This window comes from Pseudomonas sp. So3.2b, assembly GCF_019464415.1.
GTDB classification, from domain to species: Bacteria; Pseudomonadota; Gammaproteobacteria; order Pseudomonadales; family Pseudomonadaceae; genus Aquipseudomonas; species Aquipseudomonas shahriarae.
Window position 1 is genome coordinate 5,978,078 of sequence record NZ_CP080494.1, and the last position, 14,449, is coordinate 5,992,526.

Annotated in this window: 16 protein-coding genes; 6 read left to right on the forward strand and 10 right to left on the reverse strand. The window is 61.6% G+C overall.

What is annotated here, in order from left to right; genetic code table 11:
- The first annotated feature begins 9 nt into the window (after positions 1–9).
- Positions 10–333 carry a DUF3392 domain-containing protein gene (locus K1X80_RS27090; RefSeq protein WP_029300493.1) on the forward strand — a complete coding sequence of 108 codons (324 nt, stop codon included), beginning with the start codon at positions 10–12 and terminating at the stop codon, positions 331–333.
- 138 nt (positions 334–471) lie between these two features.
- On the opposite strand, the gene trmB is transcribed toward K1X80_RS27090, so the two are convergent.
- The 4 genes from trmB to K1X80_RS27110 all read right to left on the reverse strand — a co-directional run bounded on the left by trmB (position 472) and on the right by K1X80_RS27110 (position 2,709).
- Positions 472–1,197 (reverse strand): tRNA (guanosine(46)-N7)-methyltransferase TrmB, encoded by a 726-nt coding sequence (gene trmB, locus K1X80_RS27095; RefSeq protein ID WP_057440379.1) that lies wholly within the window; start codon positions 1,195–1,197, stop codon positions 472–474.
- A 9-nt stretch (positions 1,198–1,206) separates the two neighbouring features.
- Positions 1,207–2,001 (reverse strand): thiazole synthase, encoded by a 795-nt coding sequence (locus tag K1X80_RS27100; RefSeq protein WP_017845016.1) that lies wholly within the window; start codon positions 1,999–2,001, stop codon positions 1,207–1,209.
- Between the two features lie 55 nt (positions 2,002–2,056).
- Positions 2,057–2,257, reverse strand: coding sequence for a sulfur carrier protein ThiS (gene thiS, locus K1X80_RS27105; protein ID WP_162947777.1), 201 nt, complete (start codon positions 2,255–2,257; stop codon positions 2,057–2,059).
- Between the two features lie 71 nt (positions 2,258–2,328).
- The gene (locus K1X80_RS27110) at positions 2,329–2,709 is read right to left on the reverse strand and encodes a DUF423 domain-containing protein (RefSeq protein ID WP_057440381.1); all 381 of its coding nucleotides are present in this window, start codon (positions 2,707–2,709) and stop codon (positions 2,329–2,331) included.
- Between the two features lie 74 nt (positions 2,710–2,783).
- Here K1X80_RS27110 and mtgA point away from each other — a divergent pair, with 74 nt between their 5' ends.
- Complete coding sequence (gene mtgA, locus K1X80_RS27115; protein WP_057960890.1) at positions 2,784–3,506, forward strand: monofunctional biosynthetic peptidoglycan transglycosylase; 723 nt, start codon at positions 2,784–2,786, stop codon at positions 3,504–3,506.
- Between the two features lie 148 nt (positions 3,507–3,654).
- On the opposite strand, the gene rpoH is transcribed toward mtgA, so the two are convergent.
- From rpoH to ftsY, 4 genes are all read right to left on the reverse strand, one after another.
- On the reverse strand, positions 3,655–4,509 hold the full coding sequence (rpoH, locus tag K1X80_RS27120; protein ID WP_003176698.1) for an RNA polymerase sigma factor RpoH: 855 nt from the start codon (positions 4,507–4,509) through the stop codon (positions 3,655–3,657).
- A 129-nt stretch (positions 4,510–4,638) separates the two neighbouring features.
- A complete protein-coding gene (gene ftsX / locus K1X80_RS27125) occupies positions 4,639–5,661 on the reverse strand; it encodes a permease-like cell division protein FtsX (protein ID WP_057440383.1) in 1,023 nt (340 codons plus the stop codon).
- Positions 5,658–6,329: a cell division ATP-binding protein FtsE gene (gene ftsE, locus K1X80_RS27130; RefSeq protein ID WP_003213784.1), complete on the reverse strand. Its 672-nt coding sequence runs from the start codon at positions 6,327–6,329 to the stop codon at positions 5,658–5,660. The genes ftsX and ftsE overlap by 4 nt, the downstream gene beginning before the upstream one ends.
- Positions 6,326–7,747: a signal recognition particle-docking protein FtsY gene (ftsY, locus tag K1X80_RS27135; protein ID WP_220172589.1), complete on the reverse strand. Its 1,422-nt coding sequence runs from the start codon at positions 7,745–7,747 to the stop codon at positions 6,326–6,328. The genes ftsE and ftsY overlap by 4 nt, the downstream gene beginning before the upstream one ends.
- A 341-nt stretch (positions 7,748–8,088) precedes the next feature.
- On the opposite strand from ftsY, the gene K1X80_RS27140 reads away from it, so the two are divergent.
- From K1X80_RS27140 to K1X80_RS27155, 4 genes are all read left to right on the forward strand, one after another.
- Positions 8,089–9,444 carry a pitrilysin family protein gene (locus K1X80_RS27140; protein WP_057440385.1) on the forward strand — a complete coding sequence of 452 codons (1,356 nt, stop codon included), beginning with the start codon at positions 8,089–8,091 and terminating at the stop codon, positions 9,442–9,444.
- Positions 9,437–10,927 carry a pitrilysin family protein gene (locus tag K1X80_RS27145; protein ID WP_128593390.1) on the forward strand — a complete coding sequence of 497 codons (1,491 nt, stop codon included), beginning with the start codon at positions 9,437–9,439 and terminating at the stop codon, positions 10,925–10,927. The genes K1X80_RS27140 and K1X80_RS27145 overlap by 8 nt, the downstream gene beginning before the upstream one ends.
- Complete coding sequence (gene rsmD, locus K1X80_RS27150; protein ID WP_057960893.1) at positions 10,927–11,544, forward strand: 16S rRNA (guanine(966)-N(2))-methyltransferase RsmD; 618 nt, start codon at positions 10,927–10,929, stop codon at positions 11,542–11,544. The genes K1X80_RS27145 and rsmD overlap by 1 nt, the downstream gene beginning before the upstream one ends.
- A 193-nt stretch (positions 11,545–11,737) precedes the next feature.
- On the forward strand, positions 11,738–12,736 hold the full coding sequence (locus K1X80_RS27155; protein WP_169989452.1) for a hydrolase: 999 nt from the start codon (positions 11,738–11,740) through the stop codon (positions 12,734–12,736).
- Positions 12,737–12,759: 23 nt separating this feature from the next.
- Here the strand turns inward: K1X80_RS27155 and K1X80_RS27160 are convergent, their stop codons facing one another.
- Positions 12,760–13,614, reverse strand: coding sequence for a sulfurtransferase (locus K1X80_RS27160; RefSeq protein WP_057440387.1), 855 nt, complete (start codon positions 13,612–13,614; stop codon positions 12,760–12,762).
- Positions 13,615–13,647: 33 nt separating this feature from the next.
- Positions 13,648–14,319 (reverse strand): TetR/AcrR family transcriptional regulator, encoded by a 672-nt coding sequence (locus tag K1X80_RS27165; RefSeq protein WP_029300622.1) that lies wholly within the window; start codon positions 14,317–14,319, stop codon positions 13,648–13,650.
- Positions 14,320–14,449: the final 130 nt, after the last annotated feature.

The following is a 14,449-nucleotide window of genomic DNA, read 5'->3' on the forward strand; positions in this document are numbered from 1 at the left end:
GGAAATCGAATGGATCTGGTACTCGACCTGCTCGCCACCGTATCCCGCTGGAGCCGTAGCAACCTGTCGGAAATCTCCCTGGCGCTGGTAGGCTGCCTGTTGGTGCTATTCGGCGCCGATATCAAGGGTTGGGTCGAAGCACGCCTGGGCAACATCGCCGGCGCCTTGCGCGTACCGTTGATGGCCCTGCTGTGCATGATCGGCAGCGGTGCTGCGCTGATCTACGCCACACCCTGGATTGTGCGGGGGTTGAGCCAGTTCAATAACTACAGCCTGGCACCGGTGCTGTTGGTGGTGCTGGTGTTGATTGGCGTGGTTGCCGACCGCCGCTGACTCAAAGCCCACCACAAAACAACTGTGGGAGCTGGCTTGCCTGCGATGCAAGCACCTCGGTGTATCAGTGACACCGAAGTGATGCTATCGCCGGCAAGCCAGCTCCCGCAGTTAATCGCATTTCAGCTTGCTAGCTGATTACGCCAGCTTTTCGAACTTCAAATCCCAAACCCCATGCCCCAATCGCTCGCCACGGCGTTCGAACTTGGTGATCGGACGCTCGGCCGGGCGTGGTACGCACTGACCATCTTCGGCCAGGTTGCGGTAGCCAGGGGCGACGTTCATCACTTCCAGCATGTACTCCGCATACGGTTCCCAATCGGTGGCCATGTGCAGGATGCCGCCGACCTTGAGTTTGCTGCGCACCAGCTCCGCGAAGGACGCCTGGACGATACGGCGCTTGTGGTGACGGCTCTTGTGCCATGGATCCGGGAAAAACAGCATCAGGCGGTCGAGGCTGTTGTCGGCGATGCATCGGTTGAGCACTTCGATCGCGTCGCAGTCATAGACCCGCAGGTTTTTCAGGCCCTGGGTCAGCACGCCGTTGAGCAGTGCGCCCACGCCCGGACGGTGCACTTCCACACCGATAAAGTCTTGCTCGGGCGACGCTGCAGCCATTTCCAGCAGGGAATGGCCCATGCCGAAGCCGATCTCCAGGGAGCGCGGGGCAGAACGGCCAAACACCTGGTCAAAGTCCACCGGCGCGTCAGCCAGGGGCAGGACGAACAGCGGCGCGCCTTGGTCGAGGCCCTTTTGCTGGCCTTCGGTCATGCGCCCGGCACGCATCACAAAACTCTTGATGCGGCGGTGCTTGGACTCGTCGCCTTCTTCCACGGGGTTCGGCGTTTCGTTTGATTCAGTCATCAATGGCTCTTACTTGATCAGACCATCCAGCGGCGAGGAGGCGCTGGCGTAAAGTTTTTTCGGCATACGCCCGGCGAGATACGCCAGGCGGCCGGCGACAATCGCGTGTTTCATGGCTTCGGCCATCATGATCGGCTGTTGTGCGTTGGCGATGGCCGAGTTCATCAGCACCGCTTCGCAGCCCAGCTCCATGGCAATGGTGGCATCGGACGCGGTACCGACGCCGGCATCCACCAGCACCGGGATCTTGGCTTCTTCGAGGATGATCTGCAGGTTGTACGGGTTGCAGATCCCCAGGCCAGTGCCGATCAGGCCGGCCAGTGGCATCACCGCGATGCAGCCGATCTCGGCCAGTTGGCGGGCGATGATCGGGTCATCGCTGGTGTAGACCATCACGTCGAAACCTTCCTTGACCAGGGTTTCGGCGGCCTTGAGGGTTTCGATCACGTTGGGGAACAGGGTTTTCTGGTCCGCCAGCACTTCCAGCTTCACCAGGTTGTGGCCGTCGAGCAGCTCACGGGCCAGGCGGCAGGTGCGCACGGCTTCGATGGCGTCGTAGCAACCGGCAGTGTTCGGCAGGATGGTGTAGCGATCCGGCGGCAGGATATCCAGCAGGTTCGGTTCGCCCGGGTTCTGGCCGATATTGGTGCGGCGCACGGCCACTGTCACGATTTCGGCGCCCGAGGCTTCGATAGCCAGGCGGGTTTCTTCCATGTCGCGGTACTTGCCGGTGCCTACCAGCAAACGCGACTGGTAAGTACGACCGGCCAGGACGAAGGGCTTGTCGCTACGAACGATGCTCATGGGAAATCCTCGAGTTGGGGTGAGGTTCTGCAGAATTCGGGTAGTTGCCCCGGGCCTAGCCGCCGCCGATGGCGTGGACCACTTCGACCTGGTCGCCTTCGGTGAGGGCGGTTTCGGTGTGCTGGCTACGCGGGACGATATCCTGGTTGAGCTCCACTGCGACGCGACGTCCGGTCAGTTCCAGACGGGTCAGCAGGGCCGCGACGGTTTCACCGTCGGGCAGTTCATAGGATTCGCCGTTCAATTGAATGCGCATGCCACGGGCCGCCATCGTTTTTAGGGGCCAGCATTCTAGCCTGATCGTGACCTGAAGGTCAGCTACAAGCGTCAGGCGGTCAGTTGCAGGCGCCAGGCGGCGAGCCCCAGGCACAGCCAGCCAATCAGGAACGCCAGGCCGCCAAACGGCGTGATGATCCCCAGTTTGCCGATGCCGATGGTGGTCAACAGGTACAGGCTGCCGGAGAACAACAGGATACCGATGCTGAACGACACACCGGCCCACAGCACCAGCCGCCCAGGCATATGCGCGGCCAATAAGGCCACGCCAAACAACGCCAGGGCGTGCACCAACTGGTAGGTCACACCGGTGTGGAAAATCGCCAGGTACTCAGCACTCAGGCTCTTTTTCAGGCCATGGGCGGCAAATGCGCCGAGGGCAACACCGGTAAAACCGAAAAAGGCAGCCAGCATCAGAAAGCCACGCAACATGAGGAACTCCAGTCAGACTCATTGGGCAGGGTCTGTATAATGGCCCGCTCAACGGGTTCGGCCAAGCCATCTCTATGCTGCGTGTCCTCTTCAGTCGTTTTCTCAAAGTCGTGAAATGGTTTGTCATCGGCAGTGTTTTGCTGGTGCTGCTGTTTCGTGTCGTCCCGCCGCCGTTCACCGCACTGATGGTCGAGCGCAAGATCGAATCCTGGATCGACAGCGAGCCCATTGACCTGCAACGGACCTGGGTGCCGTGGGATGAGATCTCCGATGACCTGAAAGTCGCGGTGATGGCCGGCGAGGACCAGCGCTTCCCGCAGCATTGGGGCTTTGACTTTGGTGCGATCCAGGCCGCTTTGCTGCATAACGAGCGCGGTGGTTCGATTCGCGGCGCCAGTACACTGAGCCAGCAGGTATCGAAGAACCTGTTCCTGTGGGCCGGCCGCAGTTATTTGCGCAAGGGCCTGGAAGCCTGGTTTACCGGGTTGATCGAGATCCTGTGGCCCAAGCAGCGGATCCTTGAGGTGTACCTCAACAGCGTGGAGTGGGATGAAGGGGTATTTGGCGCAGAGGCGGCGGCGCGGCATCATTTTGGCGTGGGTGCCAAGGGACTTTCGCGGCAGCAGGCCAGCTATCTGGCCGCTGTACTGCCTAATCCACGGGTGTGGAGTGCCAGCCATCCGACGGCGTATGTGGCGCGGCGGGCGGCTTGGATTCGTCAGCAGATGGGGCAGTTGGGTGGTACCGGCTATTTGAATGAGCTGAACAGTACGCGGCAGGCGCCGAGGGCCAACTGACACCACCCAATAGGGCTGGCTGACCCACCGCGATCGCAGGCCAGCCAGCGCCTACACCCTGGACCGCGTAAGGCTTGAGGTTTCTCGGGCACGAACAAAAATGCCCCGATCTTTCGATCGGGGCATTTTTTTGGTCGTTCGCAGCGTGCTAGGCGGCGATCGACAATTTCAGCTTATTCATCGCGCTCTTCTCAAGCTGACGAATACGCTCGGCCGACACGTTGTACTTCTGCGCCAAGTCGTGCAGCGTGGCTTTTTCTTCTGCCAGCCAGCGCTGGTAGAGGATGTCACGGCTGCGGTCGTCCAGCACTTCCAGCGCTTCGTGCAGATTGTGGTTGGAGTTGTCGCTCCAATCGGCATCTTCCAGTTGACGCGCCGGGTCGTACCGGTGGTCTTCCAGGTAGTTGGCCGGCGATTGGAAAGCGCTGTCGTCGTCCGCTTCGGCGGCCGGGTCGAAGGCCATATCATGGCCGGTCAGGCGACTTTCCATCTCGCGCACTTCCCGAGGCTCCACACCGAGGCTTTCCGCCACACGGTGGACTTCCTCGTTGTTCAGCCACGCCAGGCGTTTCTTCTGGCTGCGCAGGTTGAAGAACAGCTTGCGCTGGGCCTTGGTGGTCGCCACTTTCACGATGCGCCAGTTGCGCAGGATGAACTCGTGGATTTCCGCCTTGATCCAGTGCACAGCGAACGACACCAGGCGCACACCCATTTCCGGGTTGAAGCGTTTTACAGCCTTCATCAGGCCGACGTTGCCTTCCTGGATCAGGTCAGCCTGGGCCAGGCCGTAGCCGCTATAGCTACGGGCGATATGTACGACAAAACGCAGGTGGGCGAGCACCATCTGCCGAGCCGCCCCCAAATCCTGCTCATAGTAGAGACTCTCGGCCAGTTCACGCTCCTGCTCAGGCGTCAGCAATGGAATGCTGTTGACCGTGTGCACATAAGCCTCCAGGTTCGCACCCGGGACCAGAGCATAAGCAGGTTGCAAAGAAGTGGTCATACGAAAAAACCTCCGACTCACATAACTCGTGCAGTTCAGCACTGCGAAAATTGACCGGGAACCGTAGGACAAGTTCCCTAAACCACTGATACGGTCAATACAAACGAAACCACATTAATCTGACATTAACTACTTCGGCGCCAGCTCACGTAGATGCCGTGCGACCGCAATCCAAGCACCGATATACCCCAACAACACCGCGCCAAGCAAGAGTGATAGACCATCGGCCGCAGGTACGCCAGCCAGGGCAAAGTCACTGCCATACAATCCGGCCAGGCCGACTACCGCGTCGTTCAGCCAATCCAGGCCAAACGCCAGGACGCCCCAGGACAGAATCCCCGCACCGAAGCCATAAAGCGCGCCCATATATAGAAAAGGACGACGCACATAGCTGTCTGTGCCGCCGACCAGTTTAATCACTTCTATCTCGGTGCGGCGGTTTTCAATATGAAGACGAATGGTATTGCCTATCACCAAAAGTAATGCAGAAACCAGCAACACCGTCAGGCCGAAGACAAACCGGTCGCCCAGCTTGAGAATCGCCGCCAGACGCTCGACCCACACTAAATCAAGCTGCGCCTGTTGCACCTTGGGCAGTTCAGCCAATTTTTGTCTTAATGCTTCAAGGGCCGTCTTGTCGATTTCATTGGGCGTGACCAGCACAACCCCCGGCAGCGGGTTCTGCGGCAGCTCCTTGAGCGCCTCACCCAAGCCGGACTGTTGCTGGAACTCTTCCAGCGCCTGGTCGCGGCTGATGTACTCGGCATCCGCCACACCCGGCAGGTTCTTGATCTGCTCGCGCAAGGCCTCGCCTTCAGTGGCGCTGGCATCCAGTTGCAGGTACAGGGAAATCTGCGCCGCGCGCTGCCAGGAACCGCCCAGGCGCTCGACATTATTCAGCAGCAACGACAAACCCATCGGCAGGCTCAACGCCACGGCCATCACCAGGCAGGTGAAGAAGCTGCCAATCGGCTGCTTGCCCAGGCGGCGCAGGCTGTCCACCAGGCTGGCGCGATGGCTTTCGATCCAGGCGTGCAGCAAGGTGCTGAAGTCAGGACCGTCATCATCGTCGCGTTTCTTTTTCTGCGGTTGCGGGTCGGCGGCTTTCGGCGCCACGCGCTCGGAAACTTTAGGGCTGCGTGTGGCACTCATACGCCAGCCTCCCCGTCACCGATCAGGCGCCCGCGCTGCAGGGTCAACATGCGATGGCGCATACGCGCGATCAATGCCAGGTCGTGACTGGCAATCAGCACACTGGTGCCCAGGCGGTTGATGTCTTCAAAGACCCCCATGATCTCCGCCGCCAGGCGCGGGTCGAGGTTACCGGTGGGTTCGTCCGCCAGCAGCAAGGCCGGGCGATGGACGATGGCGCGGGCAATGCCGACGCGCTGTTGCTGGCCGGTGGACAGGTCGCCGGGATACAGGTCGGTCTTGTCCGACAGCGCCACGCGCTCCAGGGCCGAATCCACACGCTTGACGATCTCGGCCTTGGACAGCCCGAGGATCTGCAATGGCAGGGCGATGTTATTGAACACCGTGCGATCGAACAGCAACTGGTGGTTCTGGAACACCACGCCGATCTGCCGGCGCAGGAACGGGATCTGCGCATTGCTGATGGTGGCCAGGTCCTGGCCTGCCAGCAGCAGTTTGCCGGTGGTCGGGCGCTCCATGGCCAGCAGCAGGCGTAGCAACGTACTTTTGCCGGCCCCGGAATGACCGGTGACAAACAAGAACTCGCCACGGCGCACCCGGAAACTCAGCTCATGCAAGCCGACATGCCCGTTGGCGTAGCGCTTGCCCACCTGTTCAAAACGAATCATGAACGCTCCCGCTCGGCAAACAGTGCCTGGACAAAGGGTTCGGCCTCAAACGTGCGCAGGTCATCAATACCTTCGCCTACACCGATATAACGAATCGGCAGCCCGAATTGTTTAGCCAGGGCGAAAATCACCCCACCCTTGGCCGTGCCATCGAGCTTAGTCAACGCCAGGCCAGTCAGTTGGACTGTCTGGTTGAATTGCTTGGCCTGGCTGATGGCGTTCTGCCCAGTACCGGCGTCCAGCACCAACAGCACCTCGTGCGGCGCGTCGGCGTCGAGCTTGCCCATCACCCGGCGGACTTTCTTCAACTCTTCCATCAAGTTGTCTTTGGTATGCAGGCGACCAGCGGTATCGGCAATCAGTACGTCGATGTTGCGGGCCTTGGCGGCCTGCACTGCGTCGAAGATCACCGAGGCGGAATCGGCACCGGTGTGCTGGGCGATCACCGGGATCTTGTTGCGCTCGCCCCACACCTGCAATTGCTCTACGGCGGCGGCGCGGAAGGTGTCACCGGCGGCGAGCATGACTTTCTTGCCTTCCAGTTGCAGCTTCTTCGCCAGCTTGCCGATGGTGGTGGTCTTGCCGGCGCCGTTGACGCCGACCACCAGGATCACAAAGGGTTTTTTCTCGGTAATCACCAGCGGCGCTTCCACCGGCTTGAGCATGGCAGCCAGTTCGGCCTGCAATGACTTGTAAAGCGCGTCGGCGTCGGTGAGCTGCTTGCGCGCCACCTTCTGGGTCAGGCTCTGGATGATCACGGCAGTGGCTTCGACGCCCACGTCAGCGGTCAGCAGGCGGGTCTCGATATCTTCGAGCAACTCGTCATCAATGATCTTCTTGCCCAGGAACAGGCTGGCCATGCCTTCGCCGATGCTCGCGCTGGTCTTGCTCAGGCCTTGCTTGAGGCGGGCGAAGAAGCCGGTCTTACTGGTTTCAGCAGGTACAGCGACGGGTTCGGCGACCACCGCAACGGGCTCGGCAACCACTGGCTCGACCACCAACGGCGCCGGCTCAACGACAACGGGCTGGGGCTCGACGGCGACCTGGACCGGCTCCACCACCACAGGGATCGGCGGCGTCACATGTTCGGCCTGCACATCCTCGACCAACGCAACAGGTTCTTCAGCCACCGGCAATGGCGGCCACGGCTTATGCTCTGGCTCTGGCGCAGCCTCCACCTCCGGCTGCAAGACCGGCTCGGCGATAGGCAGCACCACCGGCGCTGGCGTCTCGACGACAGGCTCGGCCACGGGCTCAATCGCCGGTTCCGCTTGCAGAACAGGCTCAGGCACCGGCTCGGGTTGGACTTGCGGCTGTTCGACGACGGTTTCCTGCGGCTTTTTGCGCAGCCATCCGAACAGGCCTTTTTTCTCGCCAGCCGCAGCTGGGCTCTTCTTGTCGTCGTTGGAACCAAACATGGAGGACGGCTATCTCACGGTAGCGACGCGCCAAGGAGGCGCCTCGGTAAATAATATTCGATGCGCAACAGACTGTTTTTTAGCCAGCTTGTTCATGCGCAGCATTTTGTGAGGCGTGAATACAGCCTCAACAAATCGATTCAATATAGGACTGAAGCGATAAAATCGGCGAAAAGCGAATTAAAACCGGGGAAACCCACGGATAACTCCATCTTTACGACGACTGGATCCGAAACGATATGACAGCCGCAGTGGCCGCCGCTAATACGGATCAGTATCCTAGCACCTCCTCGCCCGCCGACGCTAAGACCAAGCGGGCAGCCCAACAGGTTTAAAAACGAATGAATGCTCTAGCCCGCCGCGCCGCAGGCCTGCTGCTCAGCACAGTTTGTCTGCCCCTTTCAGCCTTGGCTGCCGACCCACAACCCACCCATGAATTCACCCTGGACAACGGCCTCAAGGTCGTCGTGCGCGAAGACCATCGCGCCCCGGTGGTGGTCTCGCAGGTCTGGTACAAGGTCGGCTCCAGCTATGAAACCCCTGGCCAGACCGGTTTGTCCCACGCCCTGGAACACATGATGTTCAAGGGCAGCTCCAAGACCGGCCCCGGCGAAGCCTCGTTGATCCTGCGCGACCTGGGCGCCGAAGAGAACGCCTTCACCAGCGACGACTACACCGCCTACTACCAAGTGCTGGCCCGCGACCGCCTGGGCGTGGCCCTGGAGCTGGAAGCCGACCGCATGGCCACCCTGCGCCTGCCGGCCGACGAATTCAGCCGCGAGATCGAAGTCATCAAGGAGGAGCGCCGCCTGCGCACCGATGACAATCCGATGTCCAAGGCCTTCGAACGCTTCAAGGCCATGGCCTACCCGGCCAGCGGCTATCACACGCCGACCATCGGCTGGATGGCCGACCTGGACCGCATGAAGGTCGAGGAACTGCGCCACTGGTACCAATCCTGGTATGTGCCGAACAACGCCACCCTGGTGGTGGTCGGCGACGTGACCCCGGACGAGGTGAAAACCCTGGCCCAACGTTACTTCGGCCCGATCCCCAAGCGTGACGTACCACCGGCGAAAAAGCCCCTGGAACTGGCCGAGCCGGGCGAACGCCTGCTGACCATGCATGTGCAGACGCAGCTACCGAGCGTCATCCTCGGCTTCAACGTACCGGGCCTGGCCACCGCCGAAGACAAGCGCTCGGTCAACGCCCTGCGCCTGATCTCGGCACTGCTCGATGGCGGCTACAGCGCGCGCATCCCGAGCCAGCTGGAACGCGGTGAAGAATTGGTGTCGGCTGCCTCGACCAGCTACGACGCCTACACCCGCGGCGACAGCCTGTTCACCTTGAGCGCCACCCCCAACCAGCAGAAGAAGAAAACCGTGGCCCAGGCCGAAGCCGGGCTCTGGCGCCTGCTGGATGAACTCAAGGCCAAGCCACCGACCGCCGAGGAACTGGAGCGTATTCGCGCCCAGGTCATTGCCGGGTTGGTCTACGAGCGTGACTCCATCACCAGCCAGGCCACAGCCATTGGCTCCCTGGAAACGGTCGGCCTGTCGTGGAAACTCATGGACACCGAGCTTGCCGAACTGCAAAGCGTGACGCCCGAAGACATCCAGAAGGCCGCGCGCACGTATTTCACCCGCGAACGCCTGAGTGTCGCCCATGTCATGCCACAGGAGAGCACTCATGAGTGATCGCAAAAACAACCGCCTGGTGCTGCCTGGCCTGATCGTCGTGACTCTGGTGGCGGCAGTCGCGGTGTATATCGGTCGCCCGGACGACTCCGTTGCCAGCCCGGCGCTGGAGCAGGCCAAGTCCAGCAAGACCCTGCAATCCCTGGCAGAACTGGACGGCAAGAACCCGACCAACCGCCAGCTCAACGTGCAGACCTGGAACACCGCCGAAGGCGCCAAGGTGCTGTTCGTCGAAGCCCACGAACTGCCGATGTTCGACATGCGCATCCTGTTCGCTGCCGGCAGCAGCCAGGACGGCAACACGCCGGGCCTGGCCCTGCTGACCAACGCCATGCTCAACGAAGGCGTGCCGGGCAAGGATGTGGGGCAGATTGCCGCCGGTTTTGAAGGCCTGGGGGCGGATTTCAGCAACGGCGCCTACCGCGATATGGCGCTGGTGTCGCTGCGCAGCCTCAGTGCCGCCGACAAGCGCGAGGCCGCCATTACGCTGTTTGACCAGGTGATCGGCCAGCCGACCTTCCCCGCCGACTCCCTGGCGCGGATCAAGAACCAGTTGCTGGCCAGCTTCGAGTACCAGAAGCAGAACCCGGGCAAGCTGGCGAGCATCGAGCTGTTCAAGCGCCTGTACGGCGATCATCCCTATGCGCACCCGAGCGAAGGCACGCCCGAGAGCGTTCCGGCCATTACCCAGGCACAGCTGAAGGCATTCCACGCCAAGGCCTACGCCGCCGGTAACGCGGTGATCGCGATGGTCGGCGACCTGTCCCGTGCTGACGCCGAAGCCATGGCAGCCAAGGTGTCCGCATCCCTGCCCAAGGGCCCGGCACTGGCGAAGATCGCCGAGCCGACCGAGCCCAAGGCCGGCCTGGGGCACATCGAGTTTCCCTCCAAGCAGACGCACCTGTTGTTCGCACAACTGGGCATCAACCGTGCCGATCCGGACTACGCGGCCCTGTCCCTGGGCAACCAGATCCTTGGCGGCGGTGGCTTTGGCACCCGTTTGATGAGCGAAGTGCGCGAGAAGCGCGGCCTGACCTATGGCGTGTACTCGGGCTTTTCGCCGATGCAGGTGCGTGGTCCGTTCATGATCAACCTGCAGACCCGCGCCGAGATGAGCGGCGGCACCTTGCGCCTGGTGGAGCAAGTGCTGGCCGACTACCTCAAGACCGGGCCGACGCAAAAAGAACTGGATGACGCCAAGCGCGAACTGGCCGGCAGCTTCCCGCTGTCCACTGCGAGCAACGCCGATATCGTCGGGCAACTGGGCGCCATGGGTTTCTACAACCTGCCGCTCAACTACCTGGAAGATTTCATGAAGCAATCCCAGGCCCTGACTACCGAACAGGTCAAGGCCGCAATGAACAAGCACTTGAGCAGCGATAAAATGGTGATCGTGACCGCTGGTCCCACCACCGCGCAAAAGCCACTACCGCCCCCCACTGATAAACCTGCCGAGCAGCCGCTCGGGGTTCCGGAGCATTAATGGCTAGTCCATCCCGCCCTAAAAAACCTGTCCATAACGTGCATAACGGTGTGGGCCAGCTGCGCATCATTGGCGGCCAATGGCGCAGCCGCAAGCTGAGCTTCCCCGATGTCGTGGGCCTGCGCCCGACCCCGGACCGGGTCCGCGAAACCCTGTTCAACTGGCTCGCGCCGTACATCGAAGGGGCCAAGGTGCTTGACCCGTTCGCCGGCAGCGGCGCGCTGTTCCTCGAGTCCCTGTCCCGTGGCGCCGCCCTGGGCCAGGCGCTGGACGCGAGCAACGTGGCGGTTTCCAGCCTGCGCGAACACCTGGGCACCCTGCGTTGCACCACCGGTCACGTCCAAACCGCCGATGCCCTGCGCTACCTGGAAACCCAGCCAGCCAGTGCATTCGACGTGGTGTTCCTCGACCCGCCGTTCAACCAGAACCTGTTGCCAACCGTCTGCGCGCTGCTGGAAGAGCGCCAGTGGCTGGCCGATGACGCCTGGGTCTACACCGAAAGCGAAACCGCGCCGTCGACCCTGGGCCTGCCGGGCAACTGGCGCCTGCACCGCGAACAAAAATCCGGGCGGGTGTATTACGCGTTGTGGCAACGTACGGTCCAGACCGCTGACTAAATAACGTGGCAAGCCACTTTACTGTGGCGAGCGGGCTTGCCCGCGTTGGGTTGCGCAGCGACCCTAGAAAATGGGACTGCTGCGCAGTCCAACGCGGGCAAGCCCGCTCGCCACAGCCACCCCCATAGCCACAGCCACCGCCACAGCCACAAAATACTCAGCCAACATTAAAGCAGTGTCGAGACCACCCATCGTGCCGCAACCCTCCCACCGCTTCACCCCCGCCTTCGGCCTCGGCAACCCTCACCTGCAAACGTTGTGGGGCCCGCTCTGGCGCCCCACCACCCACCTCGAACGCCAACGCGAGCGCCTATGGCTGGAGGATGGCGACTTCCTCGACCTCGACTGGCACGGCCCCCACGACCCGCATGCGCCCTTGGTGCTGGTGCTGCATGGGCTGACCGGCTCGTCCAATTCGCCCTACGTCGCCGGCCTGCAAAAAGCCCTGGCCAGTCAGGGCTGGGCCAGTGTCGCGTTGAATTGGCGTGGTTGTTCCGGCGAACCCAACCTGCTGGCCCGCAGTTATCACTCCGGTGCCAGTGAAGACCTGGCGGCCGCCATCTCGCACCTGCGGGCCAAGCGCCCATTGGCGCCGCTGTATGCCGTGGGTTACTCCCTGGGCGGCAATGTGTTGCTCAAGCACTTGGGCGAAACCGGCGACAACTCCGGCCTGCAAGGCGCGGCCGCGGTGTCGGTACCATTTCGCCTGGACCAGTGCGCCGACCGTATCGGCCTGGGCTTTTCACGGGTCTATCAGAAGCACTTCATGCGCGAGATGCTCGGCTATATCCGGGTCAAGCAGCGCCAATTCCTACAGGATGGTCGCGAAGAAGCACTGAAAACCCTGGCCGAGCTGGGCTCCCTGGAAAAGATGCGCACGTTCTGGGATTTTGATGGGCGCGTCACTGCGCCATTGCATGGCTACCTGAGTGCCGAGGACTATTACCGACGGGCGTCGAGCCGTTACTTCCTCGGGGCGATTCGCACACCGACGCTGATCATCCAGGCGGCAGATGATCCTTTTGTGTTTGCCCACAGCCTGCCCCAGGCCAGTGAACTGTCGGACTGCATCGAGTTTGAATTGCAGGCCAAGGGTGGGCACGTGGGGTTTGTCGATGGTTCGCTGAAACAGCCCGGGTACTACCTGGAGCGGCGGATCCCGCAATGGCTGCTGTCCCAACTCGATAAATAATGTGGCTGGCTTGCCTGGTGAAATCAGTCGCCAGTAGCAATTGCCCGCTGCGGATCATTGATCCACTCACTCCACGACCCCGCATACAACTTGCCCAACGGATACCCCGCCAGGCTCAGGGCAAACAGGTTGTGACACGCCGTCACGCCCGAGCCGCAATACGCCACCAACTCATTCGGCGAACGACCTTGCAGCTTGTCGGCAAACCGCTGCTTGAGCTGCTCCACCGGCAAGAAGCGCCCGTCACTGCCCAGGTTCTCGCTGAACGCCGCACATTGCGCGCCGGGAATATGCCCGGCAATCGGGTCGATGGGTTCCACCTCACCGCGAAAGCGCGGCAAGGCCCGGGCGTCGATCAGTGTCAGGCCCGGCTGGCCCAGGCGTTTTTGCAGGTGCTCTGCGTCCAGTAGCAGGTCGTAGTCGGCAGTGCCAGCAAAGGTCCCCGGCTCGGTGCCCGGCGCATCCAGGCTCAAAGGGAAACCGGCGCTGTGCCAGGCCTTCAGGCCACCATCGAGGATCGACACCCCGTCGCGCTTGCCCAACCAGGCCAGCAGCCACCAGGCACGGGCGGCATATGCGCCAGGACCATCGTCATACAGCACGATTTCGCTGTCGGCATGGATGCCCCAGGCCCGCAACTGCTGGACCAGCGCCTCGGGTGCCGGCAGCGGATGGCGTCCAGTCACGCCTTTAGTCACCGGCCCGCTGAGGTGGCGTTCCAGATCGGCATACTGTGCCCCCTCGATATGCCCTTCGGCATAGCTGCAACGCCCGTAATCCGGATCTTCCAGGGCAAACCGGCAATCGAGGATGACTAAGCCTGCGTGCTGCTGGCGCTCGGCCAGTTGTTGCGGGCTGATCAGTTGTGCAAGCGGCATAACGGACTCCTGGAAATACGTTCGGGAAAGGGCCTACTTCACTTCTTCCAGTGCCTGACTTAACGGCACGTAAAATTCCTTGAACAACGCGTCCACGGCTTCTTTGGCCTGTGGCGTGATAAACCCCGCCTCCAGCACCAGCACCTGGTACACCCCGCGCTTGATCGCCTCGGCGCTCAGGTGTGCGGAGTTCTCGTTGGTGGTGCACAAAAAGCGCACCCAGGAGGTGAGGATAATCCAGGCATTGAGGGTCAGGGCTTCGGTCTGCACCGGGTCCATGTTCAGGATCCCGGCCTCGACAAACCCCCGGTAAATCGCGCCGCCCTGAATCAGGCAGCGCTGGGAGAAACGCCGGTAGCCGGTGGCCAGCTCCGGGTCGCTCTCCAGCAGATGCTCAAGGTCACGGTGCAAAAAACGGTAGCGCCACATGCCGGCCAGTACCGCCTGCAGGTAGAAACGCTTGTCTTCGACCACCATGGCGCGCCCCTGGGGCGGGCGCAGGAAGCTGTCCACCAGGGCTTCATACTCGCGAAACAGCACCGCGATAATCGCCTGCTTGTTCGGGAAGTGGTAGTACAGGTTGCCCGGGGATATTTCCATATGGGCGGCAATATGGTTGGTGCTGATGCTGCGCTCGCCCTGCTGGTTGAACAACTCCAGGCTGGTTTGCACGATGCGTTCGCTGGTCTTTACTCGTGGTGCCATGGGGTATCGGCTTCTTGAATCCTGATGCAAACATCTTACGGTCTATCCTTGCCAGGATAAAACTGCATGTTACTGCGAAGGCATTTGACAAATTAGAGTAATGACTCTAAAAACCCAGGTACTCCAATAA